Genomic DNA, 22,931 nt, shown 5'->3' on the forward strand with positions numbered 1-22,931 from the left:
GGGTGGCAGAACGGTCTTATGCGACTTATCAGGATCTGGAAGTGACGCCTTTTACGTTCGAATCGATCCAGGAGCTGGCGATCGTCAAGCAAATCAACGAGCATGCCACGCTTCGCTTGACCGGTATCGTCCCGGAAGAGCTGAAAGCCAGCTACATGGAAATGAACCATGCCCGGACGAATATCGCCGTTACCCAAAAGACCGAGCAGGGCGGGAAAATCCACCTGTTTCAAGGCATGATTATGAACATGCAAATCCATCAGGTGCGGGACGTTTACCAGCTGGAGCTGGAAGCCGTGTCACTGTCGTATCAGTTCGATGTGACACGCAAGGACCGCACATTTCAGGACGTGGGAATGGCCTATTCGCAGCTGGTGGACAAGGTCGTGCAGGACTATGACGGCGCAGACGTGATGGATGCGGCCTCGAACGGCACAGCGATCGGCCGGGTCGTTCTGCAGTACCGGGAGACGGACTGGGAGCTGCTGAAACGGTTAGCTTCCCATTTCCACACCGGGCTGGTGCCTGCCGTTGCCTTCGACACCCCGAGAGTCCATTTCGGCGTTCCGGACCTCGGCTTCAAAGGAGAAGTGAACGCATATCATTACCGCGTGCACAAACGGATGGAGCTGTACCAGCAGTCGGTGCAAGGGTTGATACCGGAGTTAAGCGAAAGCGATTGTATCTTTTATGAAGTGGAAACCGATCAAGTGTTCGAGATCGGCATGGAAGTGACGTTTGACCGGCAGCGGCTCGTTGTCTATGAAGTTCGGGTGAGCATGCTCGACGGACTTCTGAAATATAAGTATTTGTTGACCACGCGTCCGGGTCTGAGCGTGCGGAAGCAGTACAACATGGCGATCGTCGGGGCGTCGCTACAGGGGAAGGTCATTGCGGTGACCAAGGACAAAATCAAAGCGCATTTAAACATCGATCCGGCGCAGGACGCGGGCAAAGCGTTCTGGTTCCCTTACTCGACGATCTATGCTTCCGAGGACAATGCCGGCTGGTATTGCATGCCCGAGAATGGGGACGATGTGCGCATTTATTTTCCGACGCACAAGGAAGAGGACGCGATTGCGATCAGCTCCGTGCCGAAGCCGAAGCCCGAGGCGGGAGGCGCAGGCGGTGGTGCGGCGGGAGGAGGTGGAGCGTCGGGGGCGTCTGGCGGCGGGAGCGATCCGATGGAAGACCCGAGCATCAAGACGATCAAGACCAAGAACGGCAAAATGATCGTGCTCGCGCCCGACTACATTCTCATCACGGGCGACGGCGTGTCGATCACGCTCAGCGATGCGGACGGCATCTCGATTGTCAGCAGCAAAAACGTAACGGTGAAAGCGACCGAGGAAGTGACGATGACCTCGAAAAAAATAACGATTTCCGCTCAGGAAAAAATCGAATTGACCTGCAAGGCCAGCTCCGTCGTGCTGGAAGACCGCGTCGATGTGAAAGGTACCCAGGTTCATAACAACTAACGAAGCGCCCGCTTGCGCAAGCGGACAAACGCCGGGGAGGAGAAACGATTGCAGCAGGAACCGTTAGAACGATGGCTGACGCAGGAGGTCGCGCCGCAGCAGGAGGCGTTGATCAAGCGCATAGGCGCGGAGGTCCGGGAACAGGCCGAAGCCCGCATGCGGGAGTGGATTGAGCCGTTCCGCAAGCTTTGCCTGCGCATTCATGCGATGCAAGAAACCGGTGGCAAGCGTCCGATAGCCTATATCCACGTCTCTTATTTGCGCTCGTGGCTTGGACAAGGAAAGCTCATGTGCAGTCTGGAAGCGTACGACGATACTTGGTATTTGGACCGGTCGGCTTGCATGGAACTACATGAGCTGCCTTGGCTTTATGATCATTTGGATGTGTACCGGAGAAAAATAGACGAAGCGCGCAAAAGCCACGGCGCTGATATTTTGCCGCTGGAAAGCGACCGCGTCTGGATGGAAGACGTGTCCATCGCCGGCCATTATGTCGTCAGCCTCGTCCGGGCGGCCGCTTCGCGTATTGTGGAGCTGCCGGAGTTTCAACGAATCCAGCGGGCCGATACGTTCCGCATTCGCGCGGGCGAGTACCTCGATCTGAGCGAGGACGTATGGGTAGAAGTGCGCGAGGAAAAGGATGCGGTGGCGATCCGGGCTTCGCTGGAACGGCAGGACGGCACGCTACACCGCTATCAGGACTGGCGTGAACTCGACTTGAGCGGCGGCCGCTACGAAGGAGCCGATGTCGCTTACAGCCATCTGACCGGCTCGAATTTGACGGGAAGCCGCTTGAACAAAAGCGTCTGCTTAGGGGGCGATTTCAGCGGCAGCCGCATGCGGGACGTCGACCTAAACCAAAGCGTGCTGTATGAAGCTAACTTCAGCCATTGCGACCTGCAGGGGGCGAATTTTCAGGAAGCCGTCGGCGGCGAGCCGCTTATTCATGAAGGGCAGGTCATGGGCACCTTCGGCGTCAGCTTTGCCGGAGCGAATCTGCAAGGGGCGAACCTGATGTTTGCGGACTTGGAGCATGCGGATTTTCGCGGGGCTAATCTGCGGGGAGCCAAGATCATCCAGCAGGAGGCGGCCAAATTCGCGCTTAGCGAGGAGCAGAAGCGGCAGGTGCGCTGGATGGAGGAAGACGAAACGGGGCGGTTGGTTGAGGTTCGGAGCTAGACCGATGCCGGGGAGGACAGAGCGGGCATGTACTATTTTCGTTTGCAGCAGGACAAGCGGTTCATCGACGGCTTGAGGCTGGAGCAAGTTAGCCGGGATATGGAGATTAAGGAGCGGAACATCGTGTTTGTGAAAGAGGACGGGGACAAGCCGGTTTACCTCGACTTCATCGACCATCCGCGCCGACTCGTATCGGATCGGCTGAAAGCGCTGCTTGAAAAATACGACGACCGGCTGCGGTTTCAATCGGCTATCGTGACCGGACGCAGCACGCAGCGTCAAGACATTTACTGGTTTATGGAGCCGGGCGAGCTGGATTGTTTGTCCGGGAAGACGCAGGTGGACGCTGGCGGGACTTGCCGACGCTTGGTGCTGGAGGCCCCGAAAGTGCGGCGGGAGCGCATTTTTCGCGTGGCGGGCTTGCAGGAAGATGTGCTGATCGTCCGGCTGGACATCGCGGAAAGCTTGCTCCGACGAACGTTTACGGGGCTTCATTTGATCCCGGTGGAGTTGGATTAGGAGAGCGTTGCTAAAGCAAAGCCTTGAGCTTGTTAGGAAAGTGGCCAGATTGAGGTGCTAGAATGCACGAGGGGGGTGGGGGATCTACTTCCATATGTATCTCTATTCCAGTCAAAACCACTTTCCCAACACTCTAAGTTTTGCTGAAGCAAAGCCTTGAGGAGGGAAATAAATGCCTAGTGTTAGATCGTTCATAAAACCCGCGGGTCCTTCCGTTGAAGCACCGGCGGGGCAGGAAGCCAGCTATGTCGTAAGGGGAGCGATGTTGGAGTGCGAATGCGGCAGTAATCCGAATCTGCTCAATCTGCCAACGTGTCATGGCGCATATATTCAGGGGCAGCCGCTCATGAATGTCGCGGACAGCAAGCCCGTCGTCAATATTCCGGCGACCTTCGGCGTATGCGAAGCGCTGGGCGCGCCGTGCGAGCCGCAGGTGAACATGGAGTGGATGAACGGGAAAGCGGACGTGCTCATCGACGGCAAACCTGTATTAACCAGCGACTCCTACATCATGTGCATGAAGCATGCGAACGGGGTCATCTATATCGCCGATGACGGCCAGAAGAAAGAATAGCTTCCGTCTGGAGGTAGTTGGGGTTTACTGAGCTTTAAGCCATCTTTTACTTGCAACAGATTTGAGGGGGATGGATGTGTCAAACTACGAATCGGATCGCCTGTCGGGCTTGACCGTACAGGATCTTATGCTGAAATGGCCGTACGGAAAGCTGCGGCTTGAAGAAATAAACATGACGCGGTTTCCCGGAGCCCATGCGCGCATGCAGCTCGGGGGTATCATGAGTGAGGAAGACAGCCAAGCGTTGCTGCGGCAAAGCAGCCATCGCGACCATATCGGCCTGTATGCGGCTCGGGAAGGGCAGCCGGAGGAACCGCTGTTCCTCGGTCAACTGCATGAAATCCAAGTTGACCGCATCCATGGCGTATACAACGTGCAGGTGGACGTCATCTCGCATACGTACCAGCTGGACGTGCAGCGCAAAAGCCGCTCCTTCCAGCATGCGGGCATGCTTTATACGGATGTGCTGTCTGAAGTGATCCACGCGTATCCGGGTGGAAACTTTCTGGAAACCGACGCGTTCCAGCGCGGAGCTTCGCTCGGCGATCTGGTGCTCCAATACGAGGAGAGCGACTGGGAGTTTATTCAGCGGATCGCTTCCCATGCGGGTGCGGTGGTGACGCCGGACGTCAGCACCCATGCCCCGCGTCTGTGGATCGGAACGCCGTCGGGCAGGCAGCATGTGAAGCTGGAAGAGGGCGCCTACGGCATCCGGCATGACGTGCAGTCGTTTCTGACCGCGGTGGAAACGAAGGTTGAACGCTTTCAGGAGGAAGATTTTACGCGCTTTATCGTCGCAAAGGACCAGTGGCTGGAGCTTGGGGCGGAGGTGGAGAGAAACGGCCGTCTGTTTGTCGTTGCAGGCATTCAGGGAGCATTGGTTCACGGCATTTTGCAATTCGACTACCTATGCACCACCCCGGCAGGGCTGCGGCAAAACAAGCGGTATAACGAAAACCTGCCGGGTCTGGCGATGGACGGCAAAATTTTGGCGATCGGCGTCAAGAAGGCGAAGGTGCATCTGGATATCGACAAAAACCAGCCGGAGCACGAAGCAGTCTGGTTCCCGTACTCGTCGCCGACGAGCCATATTTTCCATGCCATGCCGCCGATTGGGTCGCAGATCAAGCTGTATTTTCCGACGCACGACGAAGCGGAAGCGATGCTGATCCAATCGGTGCGGACGCCGTTTTCCCCGCAGGGTGAAGCAGCGGAGAAGGCGAACAAGAAGATGGCCGATACGACCGTGAAGTCGTTTTCCACGGGCGGAGGCAAGGAATTCGAGCTGGGGACGAAAGATATTTCGTTCACGGCGAAGGAAGGCGCGCTGTTTATCACCATCGGCGAAGAAGACGGGATCACCCTGCAGAGCGATAAAGACCTCGTGCTGATGGCGGAGCAGGAACTATCGTTTAGCGAGCTGAAAACGTTCCGTGCGGAGGCTCAGGAAGAGCTGTGGATCGCAGGCGGCAAAAGCAGCATGATGCTGACCGACATGACCGACGTGACGGGCCAGCAGGTCATGATGACGGGCAGCGAGCGGCAGTCGTTCGAGGCGCTCAGCAACCCGGAAGCGGAGCAGGCCAAGAGCGACAAGGAGAAGGACAGCTTCCTGGAAAAGCTAGGGACGGCGCTGGATGTGCTCAGCATGGTGCCGGGTCTTGGCATTATCGCGGGAGCGGCGAGTGCGGTCGTGAGCATTTGCCGCGGAGATTTCCTCGGCGCGGCCTTGTCCATCGGCTCGATGCTGCCGATTGGGGGCGCGGCGTTCGGTGCAGCGAAGCTGGCAGCGAAAGGCGTAGCCAAGGTCGCGGCCAAAGCGGCGGCGAAGGCAGGAAGCAAGATGGCCGGAAAAATCGGCCGGGCCGCGGCGAAGAAGGCCGTCCAGTTCGGGAAGAACACGCTGAACAAGGTGATGACAGGAGCCCGGAAGCTGAAGCAGAAGGCCGAGGAGCTGCGGGAGCTGCTGCAGAAGAAGCTGCAGGATATGCAGCAGAAGCTGGCGGAGAAGGGCAAGGCGTTGCTCCAGAAAGCGTTGGAGAAATCCGGGGCGAAGAAGGCGCTTACGAAGTTCAACCATAAAGTGTTGAAGAAATTCGAGTGCACCAAAGGCCTTGGCGACCGTTTCTGTAAATGGGGCTTTGAGCCGGTCGATCTGATCACGGGACGGATGATGAGCGAAGCGACCGACTTCGAATTTCCGGGCCCGCTACCGATCCAATGGGACCGGCGCTGGATCAGCGACAGCGGTCATCGGGGCTTGCTCGGTCATGGCGTGCATCACAGCCTGGATATGCGGCTGGAGGTGCTGGATGACTGCATTGGTATACTGCTCGCAGACGGGCGGTCGGTTTCGTTTGAGCGCTTATACCGTGGACTTATGGAAACGCGAAACCCGAAAGAACGGATGGTTTTGCGCCGGGAAGGGACGGGGTACGTGCTTTTCGAGGAAGACAGCCGTCTGACGTACCTTTTCGGAAAGCAGACAGGGATGGAAACGAAATTCCGGCTGGAACGGATCGGGCAGGAATGGGGACATTCCATCGTTCTTACGTACGATGACCGCGGTTACTTGCGGCAGGTGACGGACAGCGTGGGCCGGAGGCTGCATATCCAAACGGACGAAGCTGGACGGATCACGAAAGTGACTCACGTTTATCGCGGGGAACAGCGCGAGGTGCTGGTGCAGTACCGCTACAACGAGGCGGGGGATCTCATCGAGGTGACGGATGCGTTGGGACAGACGACCCGCATGTCCTACGAAAGTCACTTGATGCTCAAGAAGACGGACCGCAACGGGTATAGCTTCCACTGGCGTTATGACGGACCGACCACCGGAGCGCGCTGCGTTCATACGTATGGGGACGACGGGCTACTAGAAGGGCGCATTGTGTACAACGACGGCTGGAATGAAGTGAGTAATAGCCAGGGGCATACGACAACGTACGAATACACCCCGGAGTATTACTGCACCCGGATCGTCGACCCGCTTGGCGGCGTTGTGCAGTATGAGTACAACGAGCTGGGCGAGCTGCTGAGCGAAACGGACGAGGAAGGCCGGATCACTAGGTATGCGTACGATGAGTTCGGACGGATTGTTGAGGAAGTACAGCCGGATGGGGGTGTATGGAAGTACACGTACCGTGAAGATGGAAGACTGGAGCAGGTGAAGGACCCGGAAGGTGGTATCAGGGCATGGCAGTATGATGAATTGGGCCGGGTGAAGGGAGTTGTCGGGCCCGATCAGACAGTGACGCGTTTTGCCTACGATGAGCGGCATCGGATCAGCGAAGTATACGATCCGAAAGGTGCGGCCACGCGGCTCCTTTACGACGATCAGGATAACCTGATCGAGGTCACGCTGCCTGACGGGACGAGTGGAAAGTGGGCATATAACCACCGGGGAGAATGTCTGCAGGAGACGAATCCGCTTGGAGCGAAGCAAGTGCTGGTCTACGATGCGCTGGGCCGAGTCGTGCGCTCCGAGCTGCCGGATGGTAATGTAATTAAGCTGAAGTATAATGCCTACGATGAAGTGATCCTCGCGGAAGATAACCAGCACCGTGTAGCATTCGGGTATACCCCGCTTGGTAAGCTGACTTGGCGCGAAGAAAAGGGTAAGCGTGTCAAGTTGACCTACAACAAGGAAGAAGAACTGACCGAAATTATCAACGAGCGAGGCGAGCGGTATGTGCTGGAGCGCGATGCGAACGGAAGTATCGTTCGCGAAACGGGCTTTGACGGAATTGTACGGCAATACATGCGAAGCCCCGCAGGTCTGCTTCAGAAGGTAGAGCGGCCGGGCGGACGATGGACGGCTTACAGCCATGACGTTATGGGACGAGTAACGCAGGTGGAATACAGCGACGGTCTGGTGGAGACGTTTAGGTATAACCGTGTCGGGGATATACTGGAGACAGCCAATCCTTTTGCGGCGGTGAAGCTGGAATATGACCGGGCCGGTCGTGTCATTAAGGAATGGCGGGATGCGTACTGGGTAGCAAGCCAATACGATGAAATGGGCAACCGGACGGAAGTAAGCAGCAGCCTTGGCGCTCAAGTGACGATGGAGCGCGATATCTTGGGGCAAGTTAGCCAGATGCAGGCGCAGCAGCAGCACGGAGGCGACTCAGCTGGCAAACCGTGGACGGCGCAGATGAAGTACGATGCGCTTGGGCAGGAAATCGAGAGACTGTTGCCGGGCGGCGTAATCAGCAGTTGGCAGTACGATGCCGCAGGACGGCCTGAACGACACAGTGTAAAAGCGGGCGGACGGGAAGCCCGCAAACGAAAGTATACGTGGGACGTCAATAACCGTCTAAAGTCCGTGCTCAACGAGCTGACAGGCAAGAAAACGCAGTACGGATATGACGATTTTGGAACCTTGATCGGGGCCACGAACGACTTCGGCAAAATCTTCCGCATGGCCGACAATGTCGGGAATTTGTACAGCGACGGACACAAGACGGACCGGACGTACGGACCCGGCGGGCGGCTGCTGGATTTCAATGGGACGAAGTACAGCTATGATGAAGAAGGAAATCTTGCTGAAAAGATAGACCCGGACGGCACGTATTGGCGTTATGAGTACTATGGCAACAATATGATGAGCAAGGTTGTGCGGCCGGACGGTCAGGAAGTTACGTTTACGTATGATAGCCTTGGTCGCAGGATTGAGAAGCATTTTAACGGTGTGGTACACTGTTATGTATGGGATGGAAATACCATCCTGCATGAGTGGAAAGCGGAGAAAATCCAAGCTGAAAACGGTGCAGAATGGGGCGGCGAACAGCCGAAGGAGAAGCAGCGGCTGGGACAAGTGCTAAATCCTGGCGGCTTGATCACATGGATCTTTGAAGACGGAACGTTTCATCCGACCGCGAAGATTACACCAGAGGGCTCGTACAGTATCATAACGGACCATTTGGGTACGCCTGTTGAGATGTACGACGATACAGGGGAAAAGGTATGGTCGTGCGAACTGGACATTTACGGGAAGGTTCGGCGGCAAGATCTTTTAGGTGAGCGCAGCGCATGCCCATTCCGGTATCCGGGGCAGTATGAGGACGAGGAGACGGGGCTGTATTACAACCGGTTTCGCTACTACTCGCCGCATGAAGGAATGTATACGCAGCAGGACCCGATTGGTTTAGCTGGTGGAATACAATTATATGGGTATGTGCATGATCCGTTAACTTATATTGATGCATTCGGATTAAATTCAAATGCATTAAAGGATTTGCTTAAAGGCAAAACGGATGTCTTCGTACGAACAAGACAAGAAGCTGAAATGATTTTATATCAGATGCAACTAGCAAAAGGATATACAAGTTCAGCTGGCTTGAAATCAACCGAAGCAAAAAAATGGTTTTGGAAGAATACCAAGATAGAAAAAAGCAATTATTATCATTGGGACGACGAATGGATTTTTGAAGATAAGATAAAAGAATATGTACTAAATGAGCACGATCCTTTCACTACAGATCCAGAACGATATAAGCATGCACGTAATCCACATTTACAGTTCCATACTGTGGGCCAAGATGTTCAAAGAGTTTTCTGGGAAGAATTCAATAATCCTAATAAAAAATGTATCCCGAGGTAACTTATTATGAAAAAACTAGATGGAAGAATCTGGTATGGTGTTTTTGCTTATAATAAATATAATGTAATTGCCCAAGAGGTAGAGGGTAAGAATAAAGCTTTTCGTAGATGGGCAGCGATGTACATTATGGAACATAATAAACATCGCAAGGATCTGCACAAACTTTTAGAAAGAGGTATGGACCATAAATATTTTTTGGTTGTAGTAGATGTAAGTGTAGATTTTTTAAATAGTTATGATTCAGGTTATGATGTAGAAATAGATATTTCCAAAGATACTCATTTAATTTATTGTCGAGGGTTTGATACTGAGGAAATACTATACCAAATTTGTGAGGAGTTAAATATTAATCCAGAAAAATTTAATACATCATGGAACGTCAATTATATTTTAGAGTAGTTTGCAAACATATCCTTATCTCTTTCGAGGCTAATGGGGAATACCTCATTGGTCTTTTTTATGGAATTCACCATAAGAACTTATAGGATCTATTTCGTGCAGTGGCATAGAAATAGGTCCATTTTTAATCTTAAATACATGCATTAGACTAACTTTACACGTGGCTTTTGGCAAATTAATATGGAAATAATCAACTGGAATAAAGTGGAGAGCTTTATGTCCATATATCAAATTAATTGGGTTAAAATTACAATATGGAAAATAACTAAATAATTACTACTTAAGATATTATTGATCACACAAGCGAAAAAGGAGATGGTCGTCTAACATCATTTAGTACTCAGTTGAAAACGAAAAATGGTAATTCTCGAGGTGCTGATTCCTTTACAAGCCAAAATAATATAAGTAAAGACTCAGTTTTAGATTTAGATGAACTGGTCAAGTCTGGTGATATCACAATTTTGACGAAAGAAAAAGCGATGGAAATAATTGAGAATGAGTTAGGAGTTAAAGCAGCTAAAAAATCTGGTATTTTTGCAAATATGAAGAGGAATAATGAAGTACTCGTTCACGCTCAGATACTGGGAAATAAAATTACTCGGTGCAAATAGTTTGATTAAATATTTTAAGTGAGGGAGACTATGTATAAAGTTAAAATAGGGATTTCTGGAAATACGTCCGCTCCATGTTTGCAGGTAATTCAGTCAAAAGGTTTTGTTGTTTCAATGTCAACGCAACTTGTATCAGACGATGTGTGGTCAGCAGTTCATGACTATTCTGCTGAAAAAGATGGACTGTTTTTTAACGCAACGAACCTCGAAGAGCTTTTAGGATTGATAGCAATGTGGGAACATCGTGGTGATAGTTGGCATGCACAACATGATGAGGTAGATGTTTATCATAAGTTGCAGGATGACTCGCCACTTTATGATAAAGACCGAAATCTAATAGAACAAGAGTAGTAAGAGCCAAGTTTAGTGTTCTAGTAGATAGAGAAAATAGTCATATTTGTAATAAACTTATATCCATAGCAAAAGAGTGGTAGAAGCAAGCCAACGCTAATACTTAAAGAAGGTGAAGTGTCCTTATGGATAAAAATTGTATCTTACAAATTGATATTCTTGATTACATTTTCTTTGGAGGATATGCTTATCTGCCGAATAAAAAGTTACCAAAAATGATGCAGCTAGAAGAAATATGTGATGAAAAATGGAGTACAAAGGATTGCATTGTATATACATTAGAGAATAGCAACTTGAGTATTGAATTTGTGTATTTAAATGATAGTATATATTCTCATGATTCAATTGCTTTTTTTCCGGAAGATACAAGTATGAGTCAATTTAAAAAAGAATTTCAGCAAAAATATCCTAATATTAAATACGATGCTTTTTGTTCAGAGGAACAATTGGTATTTATATTTAATAATGGAGTACGCATATTTTTTAATAAAAGAAATTCAGAATATTTTTTAAGTAAATTGTATGGTAAGTCCCGTTTGGAGGATGTAGAAAGGAAGTTTATCATGGACACAATGATAAAAATAGATATATAACATGTACGATAGGTTATAGGTTTTCCTGATTTTATACCAATGAAAGGCAAACATCAACTCATGAAAAAATGACTCTAAAAGGACATTTTTATAATTCCAGTCCCATAATCTAAATTCATCAAAACAAGTCTTTTGTGTAATGTATCGAATAGACTTGTTTAAATAGCTTGAGGTAGTTCATTATGAAAAAAAAACTAGATGAAAGAATCTGGTATGGTGTTTTTGCTTATAATAAATATAATGTAATGCCCAAGTGGTAGAGAGTAAGAATACAGCTTTTCGTAGATGGGCGGCGATGTACATTATGGAACATAATAAACATCGCAAAGATCTGCACAAACTTTTAGAAAGAGGTATGGACCATAAATATTTTTTGGTTGTAGTAGATGTAAGTGTAGATTTTTTTAAATAGTATGATTCAGGTTATGATGTAGAAATAGATATTGCCAAAGATACTCATTTAATTTATTGTCGAGGGTTTGATACTGAGGAATTGCTATACCAAATTTGTGAAGAGTTAAATATTAATCCAGTAAAATTTAATACATCATGGAACGTCAATTATATTTTAGAGTAGTTTGCAAACATATCCTTATCTCATTCGAGGCTAATGGGGAATACCTCATTGGCCTTTTTTTACCGGAGTCTATGTATTAAAAAATGTGCCAAGCGAAACTGAAGTATGTTTTAAAGAGATTAAATGACCAAGTAAGGTTACAACTGTCAATGGAGTGATAAAAAAATATATGGATTATTCAAAGTATATGAAATATTTTAATAGAACTATTAAAGAGTACAAGCAAGAAGTGATTACAGAAGAAGAAGTACAAGAGATATTAGAAGAGGTAAAAAAAGATATTGACGAAATGATTCAAAATAAAGAAAAGAACGAGCTAGCGTTAGGTCTTGAATATCAAATGGGTGTTCAACTGGAACGAAATGCAAAAAATAAAATATTAAATGGGGACTCAACTGCTTGGATTTTGATAGAAAAACAGATTTTTTGGCTCGCTCACATCGTTAAAAGTGTTCCGAATAGTGGAAGCGTAATGCATTGGCAATTAGGAGGTCTGATAGGATTATCTTTACTTTGGAAACATAATGATATTGCTGAACTCGTTACCGAGTATGCAACCAAAATGTTCTCGAAAGATCCGGAATATTATTCAGAAAACAAAACACATCACGTGTTTATGGCATGTTTATCTCACAAGTGGAAGACAGGGGAAATGCCCGAGTTATTTAAAATTTTACCGCAGGATAACGTATACGTAAGGTTAATGAACAATTGGCATAGCTCAGAGAATTTAAAGGAGCTTCTATACGAGGTATGTGATTTTCATATTTATAGCGCAAGTGATACTCCTCAAAAGTCTAAAGAAATATTATCGTTTGTTTATATTCCTTATGACTATTACTGCATTAAACTGGTCAGAGACAAGGAAGGGCTGGATACACCGAATATAGAGCATCCGTTGCTACAAAATCCATTAGGGAAGATTCCAAACGATCGGCCTGGGTACGATCTGGAATCGGACGAGATTCTTCAATATGTGTTGAAGAACGAGAAAGTGCCAGACTGGCAACGTATCATACGCTAATTGAGAGGAACGAAAAGAATGAATAACTCGGCACTACTGGAGCTTAGCCGAAAGTTATCCTTTGATGTAGAAGGAATAGTTATTGATGATGTTGGCTTATCTTTAGAGAAGCCGTTAGCTTATTTTGAAAAATACAAGGATCGTCTTGACGAAAGATGCATAAATGAGCCGATAGAGGAGTTAGCTTGGATTTCGCTAGTGGATGTCCTGCTGGAGCATCAATTAGCATTTGAGATTGACTGGAAAGAGACAGGACCGTATGTTTGTGACGTAGTAGATGAATTGTTGGATAGAAAAAAATTAGCATCGATAGATTGGAAAGAGTTCGAAAGCGATCATTACAGCGAAATGCCGACAGATGAATTTTTGAATCATGTCGCTAAGAAATTGGGAGAAGCTGGCGTATCCTTGGCTTACATGGACATTGATAGCGATAGTTATGTATTGATAACTGTCCCCACTGCTGATATCGATGAGATCAAACGGTTAGCGGAAGAAGCTGAGGTAGTAATTAGCGATTCTTTTTAGAAGCAAGTAAATTTTTTATTCCAGTATAAAAAATATAGGAAATGATTAGGAAACCACAACCTTTAGCGTTGTGGTTATCTTTTTGAAAAGCATTTGGCAAGAGGATAGATAAACGAAGTGATAGACTTGGCTAATCAAATAATGTAACAAGTTCATCTTAGATTATGTTTGCATGCAGCTCGGGGGCATCATGAGTGAGGAAGACGGCCAAGCGTTAATGCGGCAAGGCAGCTATCGCGACCCTATCGGCCTGTATGCGGCTCGGGAAGGTCTGCCGGAGGAACTGTTATTCCTCGGGCAACAGCATGAAATCTATGGATTTTCCGTCTAATGTAAAAGGACACTGTTCTATTGATACAGAAAATGCTCCAGATTGAGCTACATGTTTGTAAAAAAGGAGGGGAGTTTGACAACTGCTTACCCATATAATAGTAAGTATCCAAGAACTAAGCAAAATAATGGAGGAGTTATGAAAAATAATTTGAAATATGTCACCAAACCGGCAAGAGATTTTCTCATAGAAAAGTTAGGTTTGCCTGAACCTGATGAATTTTGTCAAGATTGGGAGTACATTGTAGCAAACGCATCTCGTATAGAAGAATTTCTTGCATTTTATGAAAAAACTCTACTTAATATTGAAGAAAGATTTGCACTTATGGTGATAATTATAGCCTCATTTAATGATTACCTTAATGAAAATAATTTCAGTCCTTTAATATGGAACAGAATCAAAAATCTTCTTGAAAAGGATGAGGCAATCCATATGAATACAATTTTATATTGGTCGTTAGGGGATGAAGATTTGGAAGATTGTTTTGCAGTAACTCGCTACATGAGAGAGATAAAAGTTAGACATTGAGAAAAAGGAACAGTTTGTTAAACCAGTCACTCCCAAAAAAATGGATTTCTAGCTCAAGAATACGGGCCGCAACGGGTACAGCTTCCATTGGTGTCATGACGGACTAACCACCGGAGCGCACTGCGTTCATACGTACGGGGACGACCAACTGCTGGAAGGGCACAGGAGATGAGGCTGTAATCTACACGGTGGAACATTTTCTCAAAAGAACGGATATCATCGATTTAAATCAAAGAAGGAATAGGTCATCGTTTTTTATTTTTAATTATTGACATCCCTATCGAGTATATAGATATTTTTAACCATTCCTGGGATAGCAATCTTTATGATCGAAACATCAAGATGATCTATATTAATGTATATTAAATTTGCGAAAACTTAAACGTCGTTCCGGAACGCTTTGAAGGGTCATGGAAAGTGGAATATATTTTTGACTAATTACTGAGATTGTGTAATGAGGCATCTCATAACGAGATGTCTTTTTTGCATTTCCTTCATGTCTCCATGAATTTGTAAAGAAAATAATGAGCACATTAAACTTACCATCCCAAAAAAGGGGGCTTTTGTTGTGAAAATTCTTTTCAAGCTTTTGCTTAATGGAGCGATTGCCGTTACCATCCTCCTTTGGCTCACAAAGGCAACGTTCTGGGAAGCGGCCATAGCTTCCGTTGTCCTTAGTGTCATAGCTTACTTACTGGGTGACCAGTATGTGCTGAGGATAAGCAACAATACAGTCGCAACGCTTGTTGATGCGGTGCTGGCCTTTGTTTATTTTTGGGTCGTCGCTTCCTTGCTGAAATGGGATTTGAGTATCGGCGGGCTCATCTTCCTCACGCTGTTTCTAGGGGCCGGTGAAGCGGTGTATCACCGATTCCTGGCAATCGACCGGGAAAGAGAAAAGGTTACCGGCTAATTGGCGAATTTGAAGACATGCTATCCCTTTTTGGACCGTAATGTAGGGGCAGGCTGTCTGTTCGGACTTGGCTTGGTAGCCTTTATCGATGAAGCCGTATTTCATCAATTGCTGCATTGGCACCATTTCTACGATAAATCTACAACCGGCATCGGCTTGGTCTCGGATGGTTTGTTTCATGCTTTTAGCTGGTTTGCAACGATCGGCGGGCTCTTTATGTTTGCCGATCTTCTCCGGCGAAACGCCCTGCAGCTCCAAAGGTGGTGGGGAGGCAGCTTGCTCGGCAGCGGCACATTCCAGTTATATGACGGAACGATCCAGCACAAGCTCATGCGTATCCACCAAATCCGCTATGTCGAGAATGTTATCGTCTACGACCTGATCTGGAACTTTACCGCAATAACCATGATCTTGGCCGGCAGTATGTTCCTCATTCGGTCGAAAAGGGATCAAGGCAAGCTTGGAAGGATGTCACCGAATGAATCATGAGTCGTTTCATCACGAAACGAGGAGTTTTGTCGAGCTTGGACTGGCGATGTTGGCCATAGCGGTTTTCGTTCTTTATGTTTATGCCGCGTTCATATCCGGCCGTCGATTCAAACCATGGCCGGTTTACCGCTATGTATGCTGGTTTATCGGTGTTGGCAGTGCAGCTGCAGCTGTGATTGGACCATTGGCTCAACGGGCTATTACGGATTTTGCGGCTCATATGACCGGGCATCTGCTGCTTGGAATGCTGGCGCCGCTCCTTCTGGCGCTGGCGGCACCAATGACCCTTCTTCTAAAAGCTCTTCCTGTAACAAGGTCACGAAAGCTTTCGCATGTGCTAAAAAGCTGGCCTCTTCGGATACTAACCGACCCGTTGCCGACCGCTTTTCTTCATATCGGAGGCTTATGGATTCTTTATACAACCGACCTTTTCAGGCTCATGCATCAAAGTTTGATTATCCATCTCCTGATGCATGTCCATGTTTTTTTGGCGGGTTATTTATTTACGGTGTCCATGATCTATGTTGACCCGGTACCGCATCGGAAGAGCTTCTTTTACCGCGCGACTGTGCTTGTATTGGCCTTAGCGGCACACGGCATGTTGTCCAAGTACATTTATGGTCATCCGCCCGCCGGGGTTTCCGAAATACAAGCAGAGCAAGGAGGGAAGCTGATGTACTACGGCGGTGATGCCATCGACGCGGTGCTCATCTTTATTTTTTGCCTGCAATGGTTTAAATCAGCCCGTCCCCGCATGAGCGTGGCCGCAAAGGCTTAACATCTGAATGCTACAAGGAGGAAAATATCATTCCATGTCGCACCAATGCTATTATTGCGAAAAAAACACCGAAACTGCACACAGCATTACGATCTATGACGATAGCGGCATTGAAGAACGTCTCGAGGTCCTTTGCAGTCCCTGTTATGAGGAATGGCTGCTTTCGCAAAAAGGGTAACTGCTGAAAATATGGCATCTCATCGGAGCCACAATACGGAAAAAAAGCCGTGCTGTGGTTATTTTTTGTTGGAATATTTCATTGTGTGTCCAAGAACTGATAAAATGTTGGATAGAGATCGGTACCAAGGAATAGTTTTACGGGAAAATCGTTTGGCATCATCTTCTCAGGAGGAATTAACATGAGCGATCCAATACCGGAACATTTGGAAAGGACTTGTACCATGTTAAGTAAAGCGTTCCCGGCAGGCATCGGAGAAGAGGAGTACTATCCACTGCTCGCCTTATTGTACGAACATCTGACGGATAGAAATTTAGCCGAGGTCATTGTTATAGTTACCGGTAAAGATAGCGCTGCAGCTCATAATGATGTCCATCGATCGGTAACGACAAATCGGCCTGGGCAGGAGAGTCTAGACTTAGTAATAGGGAAGCTAATGCCCCATGGTTACGAAGCATGGCTAAATGAAGAGTAATGAAGTTGTGGGAATGTTGGAGAGGGTATCGACTTTGTATTCTGCGACGAAATAAAAAAATATATTGCATCAAGCAAAGAATACATCCATAGACTAGTTTATATTAGGTAACTTCAACTTGCCCTATGTGATGACGAGCGAAGAGCTGGACATTTGGAGAAATGGAGAGCATCCTATCCTATGGGAATATGATATGGAAAAATGTTCAGGCAACCGGCCGTTTTTTCAAGCGATTGTCGAAAACTTGCAAGAACAGGGCGTCACGGTTGTTTTTGCATGAATAATTTCAGTTGACACTGGCTTCCGGACTGCTATAGACTTACTGTGGACAACCGAATAGGGGAAACAGGTGCTTCAGCGATCGGCTGAAGCTTAAAAGGGAAGTACGGTGCAAATCCGTCGCGGTCCCGCCACTGTAAAGGGAGCCGGAAGGTCCGGCTATTTTTCGGCATTGCGTCACTGGAGCTTATTTCCGGGAAGACGCCGAAGGAGAACCCCTGAGTCAGGAGACCTGCCTGTTTTGACAACACTGCTATAACCTGCGGAGAATGGGGAGGTGTTAGGATGCTGGGGCTAATTCGAGACCTTGATGGGTCCATCGGGTCGTCATCTCTTAGGGAGGAGCATTTCTAACCGCTGTGCGTGGTTGGAGATGCTCCTTTTTGCATGTACTTAGGAAAAAGAGGGGGAATCCGATGAGCAGCATCATACAAGAGAGGTCTGCGCGAGCGGACCGGGCCGTGGCCGAAGGGCGTTTCCCCTTGGTGCTGCTGGGGCTGTTCGGAATTTTGCTCGGTTCGATCACACTTGCGGTTATGCTGGGACCGGTTCGCATCGAACCGTCGACCGTCTGGAAGATTGCCTTCTCGCATATTCCCGGACTGGAGCGGTGGCTCGAGCCCGATTGGTCCAAGGCGCAGGGCAGTATCGTCTGGGATATCCGTTTTCCGCGCGTACTGCTCGGCGCCGTCGTCGGAGGCGGACTGGCTGTGGTGGGCACCGCGATTCAGGCATTGACGCGCAACCCGCTGTCCGACCCGTATATTCTCGGAGTGTCCTCCGGGGCATCTGCTGCCGCGACGCTCGTCATTTTGTTCGGAGCTTTCCAGTTGTTCGGGCAGTATGCTTTATCGGTGTCAGCTTTTATCGGTTCGCTCATTGCCATCGTTCTGGTGTATATGCTGGCCCGTGTAGGAGGAGCGCTGTCCAATACCCGCTTGCTGCTCGCCGGTATTGCGGTGTCGATGATGCTGTCGGCTTTGACCAGCTTCATCGTCACGATGGCTCCCAAGGAAGAAGGCATCCGCTCGGCGATGTTCTGGATGATGGGAAGCCTGACCGGGGCCAAGTGGAGCTACTTGACGTTTCCGTCCTGTATTGTCGTCGCCGGTACGCTGTATCTGCTGCTCCAATACCGTTCGCTGAATGCGCTGCTTATGGGGGAAGAGACGGCCGTGACCTTGGGGGTGAACATGGATCGCTTCCGTAAAGTGCTGGTGATTCTCACCTCCTTGCTGACGGGGGTAATCGTTGCCGTGAGCGGAGCCATCGGGTTTATCGGCTTGATGATTCCGCACCTGGTCCGGCTGATGGTCGGTTCGGATCACCGCCGCGTTTTACCGGTCAGCGTTTTGCTCGGAGCCTCGTTTATGATCTGGGCCGACGTATTTGCGAGGCTCGTTATTGCGCCGGAGGAGCTTCCGGTGGGGATTGTGACGGCGCTGTGCGGCGGACCGTTTTTCATTTGGCTGCTGCGCCGCAGCACATATTCATTCTAGAGGGAGGGACCAAGAAGATGAAGGTGGAGGTTCAGGGGCTCTCCTACGGTGTGAAGGGAGTGCCGATCATTCAAGGCGTGGACCTGCGGATTCAGCCGGGCGAATTCGTCGGCATTATCGGTCCGAACGGAAGCGGCAAATCGACGCTGCTCAAAAACATCTACCGTGTGCTGAAGCCCCAAGCGGGGTGGATTTCCTTGGACGGGCAGCAGCTGTCCGAGCTGACCCATAAGGAAACCGCGCAGCGGATGGCTGTCGTCAGTCAAGAGACGTCGTCCGCGTTTGATTTTACGGTCCGGGATATCGTGCTCATGGGACGCCATCCGCATAAGCGGATGTTTGCCGCAGACACGCGGGAAGACGACGCCGTGGTCGACGAAGCGCTGGAGCGCGTGGGGATGGAAGCGTATGCGCGGCGGAGCTTCTCCAGCCTGTCCGGAGGAGAGAAGCAGCGCGTGCTGATCGCACGGGCGCTGGCACAGCAGTCGCCATTTTTGATCATGGACGAGCCGACAAACCACTTGGACATCCGGTACCAGCTGCAAATGATGGACTTGATCAAAATGCTCGGGATGACCGCCTTATCCGCGCTGCACGATCTGAACATGGCCTGTTATTTCTGCGACCGGCTCATTGTGATGAATGAGGGCAAAGTGTACGCTTCGGGCACGCCCGAAGAAGTGATGTCGGCGGAGCTGCTGCGCCAGGTGTTCGGCGTGAGCGCGCAGTTGGCCGTACATCCGGTGACCCGGAAGCTCAGCATTACGTATTTTCCCGAATCGCTGCTATCTCATTTGATACAAAAAGGAGCTTTAATTTCATGAAACGCATCTTAGCTAGCACAATATCCTTGCTGTTCGTTTGTTCGCTGCTTCTCTTGGCCGCTTGCGGTCAAACGACGTCGATAAACCCGGCGGCAAGCGGGGACACCCCGCAGAACGGTACGCCCAAGCCTGCGCCCTACAGCCCCGTGACGATAGAAAATATGGGCCGCACGCTCACCTTCAAGGAAGCGCCCAAGCGGGCCGTCAGCTTAAACCAGCATACGACGGAAATAATGCTGTCGCTCGGCCTGGAGAAGTCGATGGTCGGCACCGCATATATGGACGACGAGATTCTCCCGGAACTGAAGGAGAAGTACGCCGCCATTCCGGTATTGGCCGACAAATATCCTTCACTGGAAGTGCTGCTCGGTGCGGAGCCGGATTTTGTCTACGGCCGGAAAAGCGCTTTTGCCGAAAAAGGCGTCGGCACCGTCGAAGCGTTGAAGGAAAAAGGAATCGAGGCTTATGTGGCCAAAGGGACGTACGTGCCGTTCGGCACGCTGGAGGACGTGTACGAGGATATTTCGAATATCGGGCGGATATTCAACGTGCAGGCCAAAGCCGACGCGCTCGTCAAGTCGATGAAAGCGAAAGTCAAAGAGATTCAAGCGAAGGTCGGGAAGCCCGAGAAGCCGTTACGGATATTTGCTTTTGATAGCGGACAGGACACGGCTTATACGGCGGGCAAGTCGTTGTCGACTGAGTTGATCCAGCTTGCGGGCGGCAAAAATATATTCGACGATGTCGAAAAAGGATGGGCGAAGGTCAGTTGGGAGGAAGTCGTCAAGCGTGATCCGGAGGTTATTCTGATTTTCGACTACGACAAGCCGTCGGCCGCGGAGAAGATTAAGTTTCTGCAAAGCCTTCCGGCCTTGGCGAACGTAACGGCCATCAAGAACAACAAGTTCGTTATTATGCCGCTTTCCGATGTGTTTGAGGGGGTAAGAAACACGACGGCTTTGGAAAAAATGGCGAAGGGTTTTTATCCCGAAAAATTTAATTAAAAAACGTCAGGAGGAGCGGCGTTGACCACAACGGAATGCTCATTTTGCCATTATATTTACGACGAGTGGTTCGGCGATTGCCGCAACGGCGTGCCTGCGGGCGTGGCGATCGGGGCTTTGGCGGGAACGGTCTGCTCGCGATGCGGCCTCCAGGGCGTGCGGCATGAGCCTCGGGCCAACGCGCCGTATGCGGGGCTGGAAGCGGAGCTGTACGACCAGTTCGCCGAGAAAGCCGGCATCGTCTTTGCCCGCGACTGGATCATGGGCACCGCCGCCGGCTTCTTCGAGCCGCCCAGCGTGCTGGAGTTGGGCACCGGCACCGGCCGGATCGCGGTCGAGCTGGCGCAGCACGGCATCCGGGTATGCGGCGTGGACCGGAGTCCGGACATGCTGAAGCTCGCGGAAACGAAGCGTCAGCGCGTGCTTAAGGACCGTGCAGACACGCTGGAGCTGGTGGAGCAGGATATGCTGGAGCTGGAGCTCGCCGAGACGTTCACGCACGTTCTGTGCCCCGAGGGAATTATCCAGCATGTAACCCGGATGAGCGAGCACCGGACTGTGCTCGGGAACATCCGAAAGCATCTGGTTCCCCAAGGGCTGCTTGCCGTGGAGCTGCTGCTGCCGCCCGTGCAAGCGAGCTGGAAAACGGTGCAGCGTAAGGTGCTGCCGAAGGACAAAATCGTCTACAAGCACGTGGAAGGGGAAACATCGCTGCGGCGTCAAATCTACCGGCTAACCGTTACCTACGAAACGTTCGTGCAAGGCTTGGAGCAGCCCAGATACCGGGTGGAACGGGAATTGGCCCTGATGACGCCGAAGGAACTCGTGCTGCTGCTGGAGTCGGAGGGCTTCGAGGTGGTCGGCCTCGTAGAAAACGAAGGCAGCGGCAAGCCATGGAGCACGGTGCTTCCGAGCGGACTTGACCGGGTCGTGTCCGATCTGAAGCCGGACGAAACCTTGGAGACGCTGGAAGCCGAAGGGCGTCTCGGCTCGACGACGCTTCCCTACACGCCGGAGGCATGGCGCGCAGGAAGCTTTCCGGTCGGAACGGACGCCGGAATGAACGTGCACGCGGCGGCTGCGTCCTTCACGATCCTGGCGAAAAAGCGCTGATTCGGCTGTATCTATACATGATCCTTGTCGAAGACGGCAGGGATTATTTTTTTTGCAAATGTTTTTCGTTAGAAAAGATAGCCCCGGCGAGTCATAGGCACAGGTACTTAATTTATGTTTAGATGAAGGAGCGTGGTTATACGCTGATTACATATCCGGGAGGATTTTTCTCATTGTATAAGCATTTGAAGAGTTTGATTTTGATCATTCCTACATTGACCATCGGGATATGGGAATATACCCGGCATGAGTTTTTGCTTCCTTACATTTCGATGGATTTGGGCAACTGGCTGGCGCCTTTGCTCGTTTACCTTGTCACGATGACGCTGCTTCGGAAGCTGTTTGCGCTGATGGAGCAGTTGCAGGAGCAGCTGCAGCAGGAGCGGGCGGCGAAGGCGGCCTTGGAGGAACGGGAGAGAGTGGCTTCGGAGCTTCACGACGGCATCGCCCAATCGTTATTTCTGTTATCGGTCCGCGTGGACCGGATGGAGCAAAGCCATGCAGTTCCGATGGGCGAGCTGTATCAAAGCTTGCGGAAAACCGTGCACGAAGTGAACGACTATGTCCGCCAGGCGATCGACGGCTTGCGGTATCCGGCCGCGCCGCAAGCGCAGCCGTGGATGGAGTCCGTCCAGCACCTGATTGCGGATTTCAGGAAAGATACCGGCATCGCCGTCCGCCTGGAATGGAAGCTGTCCGAGGAGCGCATGACCGTAAAAGAAAAGGTGGAGCTGTACGCTACGCTTCGCGAGGCTTTAATCAATGTCTTCAAGCATGCAGGGGCGACGAACGTCTGGATACAAGGCAAGGACGCCCCCGGAGCGGGTGACGGCTGGAGGTGCACGGTTGCGGACGACGGCCAAGGCTTCGTATTCGATCCGCTGTCGAAGAAGAACGGCTACGGCTTGAAAATCATCCAAGACCGCGCGGCCAAGATGGGCTGGACGTTCGCTCTCCGCAGAGAGAACGGGCACACCGTGCTGGTCGTGAACAAGCCGGATGACGCAGCATTCAGGCATTAAGGGAGTAAGCCGGACGGAAGGACGCTGAAGCCGGTCGTCCACCGTTTGTTCATAAAAAAG

22 protein-coding genes and 1 riboswitch are annotated in these 22,931 nt (G+C 50.0%); all 22 genes read left to right on the forward strand.

Annotated features, from left to right (window positions below; genetic code table 11):
* Positions 1-2 precede the first annotated feature (2 nt).
* The 22 genes from KQX66_RS04170 (at position 3) to KQX66_RS04275 (ending at position 22,871) form a co-directional block, all read left to right on the forward strand.
* Complete coding sequence (locus KQX66_RS04170) at positions 3-1,478, forward strand: hypothetical protein (RefSeq protein ID WP_216790104.1); 1,476 nt, start codon at positions 3-5, stop codon at positions 1,476-1,478.
* Between the two features lie 48 nt (positions 1,479-1,526).
* Complete coding sequence (locus KQX66_RS04175; protein WP_216790107.1) at positions 1,527-2,657, forward strand: pentapeptide repeat-containing protein; 1,131 nt, start codon at positions 1,527-1,529, stop codon at positions 2,655-2,657.
* Positions 2,658-2,684: 27 nt separating this feature from the next.
* A complete protein-coding gene (locus KQX66_RS04180) occupies positions 2,685-3,176 on the forward strand; it encodes an imm11 family protein (protein ID WP_216790109.1) in 492 nt (163 codons plus the stop codon).
* A 172-nt stretch (positions 3,177-3,348) separates the two neighbouring features.
* The gene (locus tag KQX66_RS04185; RefSeq protein WP_216790112.1) at positions 3,349-3,750 is read left to right on the forward strand and encodes a DUF4280 domain-containing protein; all 402 of its coding nucleotides are present in this window, start codon (positions 3,349-3,351) and stop codon (positions 3,748-3,750) included.
* 76 nt (positions 3,751-3,826) lie between these two features.
* Positions 3,827-9,355: a DUF6531 domain-containing protein gene (locus KQX66_RS04190; RefSeq protein WP_216790114.1), complete on the forward strand. Its 5,529-nt coding sequence runs from the start codon at positions 3,827-3,829 to the stop codon at positions 9,353-9,355.
* A gap of 6 nt (positions 9,356-9,361) precedes the next feature.
* Entirely contained in the window at positions 9,362-9,754 is a 393-nt protein-coding gene (locus tag KQX66_RS04195; protein WP_216790116.1) for a hypothetical protein, read from the forward strand.
* Between the two features lie 344 nt (positions 9,755-10,098).
* Entirely contained in the window at positions 10,099-10,365 is a 267-nt protein-coding gene (locus KQX66_RS04200; protein ID WP_216790118.1) for a hypothetical protein, read from the forward strand.
* A gap of 30 nt (positions 10,366-10,395) precedes the next feature.
* Entirely contained in the window at positions 10,396-10,716 is a 321-nt protein-coding gene (locus KQX66_RS04205; RefSeq protein ID WP_216790121.1) for a hypothetical protein, read from the forward strand.
* 125 nt (positions 10,717-10,841) lie between these two features.
* A complete protein-coding gene (locus KQX66_RS04210; RefSeq protein WP_216790123.1) occupies positions 10,842-11,309 on the forward strand; it encodes a hypothetical protein in 468 nt (155 codons plus the stop codon).
* Between the two features lie 746 nt (positions 11,310-12,055).
* Positions 12,056-12,910, forward strand: coding sequence for a hypothetical protein (locus tag KQX66_RS04215; protein WP_216790126.1), 855 nt, complete (start codon positions 12,056-12,058; stop codon positions 12,908-12,910).
* An 18-nt stretch (positions 12,911-12,928) separates the two neighbouring features.
* The gene (locus KQX66_RS04220; RefSeq protein WP_216790128.1) at positions 12,929-13,438 is read left to right on the forward strand and encodes a DUF6630 family protein; all 510 of its coding nucleotides are present in this window, start codon (positions 12,929-12,931) and stop codon (positions 13,436-13,438) included.
* Between the two features lie 190 nt (positions 13,439-13,628).
* Positions 13,629-13,769, forward strand: a complete 141-nt coding sequence (locus KQX66_RS04225; RefSeq protein ID WP_216790130.1) for a hypothetical protein — start codon at positions 13,629-13,631, stop codon at positions 13,767-13,769.
* A gap of 75 nt (positions 13,770-13,844) precedes the next feature.
* Positions 13,845-14,297, forward strand: coding sequence for a hypothetical protein (locus KQX66_RS04230; protein WP_253956905.1), 453 nt, complete (start codon positions 13,845-13,847; stop codon positions 14,295-14,297).
* 568 nt (positions 14,298-14,865) lie between these two features.
* A complete protein-coding gene (locus tag KQX66_RS04235) occupies positions 14,866-15,210 on the forward strand; it encodes a DUF2512 family protein (RefSeq protein ID WP_216790132.1) in 345 nt (114 codons plus the stop codon).
* Complete coding sequence (locus KQX66_RS04240) at positions 15,211-15,699, forward strand: DUF2243 domain-containing protein (protein WP_216790135.1); 489 nt, start codon at positions 15,211-15,213, stop codon at positions 15,697-15,699.
* Complete coding sequence (locus tag KQX66_RS04245) at positions 15,689-16,477, forward strand: cytochrome c oxidase assembly protein (protein ID WP_216790137.1); 789 nt, start codon at positions 15,689-15,691, stop codon at positions 16,475-16,477. The genes KQX66_RS04240 and KQX66_RS04245 overlap by 11 nt, the downstream gene beginning before the upstream one ends.
* Positions 16,478-16,836: 359 nt before the next feature.
* Positions 16,837-17,130 carry a DUF3349 domain-containing protein gene (locus KQX66_RS04250; protein WP_216790139.1) on the forward strand — a complete coding sequence of 98 codons (294 nt, stop codon included), beginning with the start codon at positions 16,837-16,839 and terminating at the stop codon, positions 17,128-17,130.
* 330 nt (positions 17,131-17,460) lie between these two features.
* Positions 17,461-17,663: riboswitch (cobalamin riboswitch) on the forward strand.
* A gap of 162 nt (positions 17,664-17,825) precedes the next feature.
* The gene (locus KQX66_RS04255; RefSeq protein ID WP_216790142.1) at positions 17,826-18,908 is read left to right on the forward strand and encodes a FecCD family ABC transporter permease; all 1,083 of its coding nucleotides are present in this window, start codon (positions 17,826-17,828) and stop codon (positions 18,906-18,908) included.
* Between the two features lie 17 nt (positions 18,909-18,925).
* The gene (locus tag KQX66_RS04260; protein ID WP_216790146.1) at positions 18,926-19,732 is read left to right on the forward strand and encodes an ABC transporter ATP-binding protein; all 807 of its coding nucleotides are present in this window, start codon (positions 18,926-18,928) and stop codon (positions 19,730-19,732) included.
* Positions 19,729-20,736 carry an ABC transporter substrate-binding protein gene (locus tag KQX66_RS04265; RefSeq protein WP_216790150.1) on the forward strand — a complete coding sequence of 336 codons (1,008 nt, stop codon included), beginning with the start codon at positions 19,729-19,731 and terminating at the stop codon, positions 20,734-20,736. Before KQX66_RS04260 ends, KQX66_RS04265 begins: the two co-directional genes overlap by 4 nt.
* Before the next feature lie 21 nt (positions 20,737-20,757).
* Positions 20,758-21,849, forward strand: a complete 1,092-nt coding sequence (locus tag KQX66_RS04270; protein WP_216790153.1) for a class I SAM-dependent methyltransferase — start codon at positions 20,758-20,760, stop codon at positions 21,847-21,849.
* Positions 21,850-22,022: 173 nt separating this feature from the next.
* Complete coding sequence (locus KQX66_RS04275; protein WP_253956906.1) at positions 22,023-22,871, forward strand: sensor histidine kinase; 849 nt, start codon at positions 22,023-22,025, stop codon at positions 22,869-22,871.
* The last annotated feature ends 60 nt before the right edge of the window (positions 22,872-22,931 follow it).

It is taken from the genome of Paenibacillus oleatilyticus, from assembly GCF_018998565.1.
Classification (GTDB): domain Bacteria; phylum Bacillota; class Bacilli; order Paenibacillales; family NBRC-103111; genus Paenibacillus_G; species Paenibacillus_G oleatilyticus.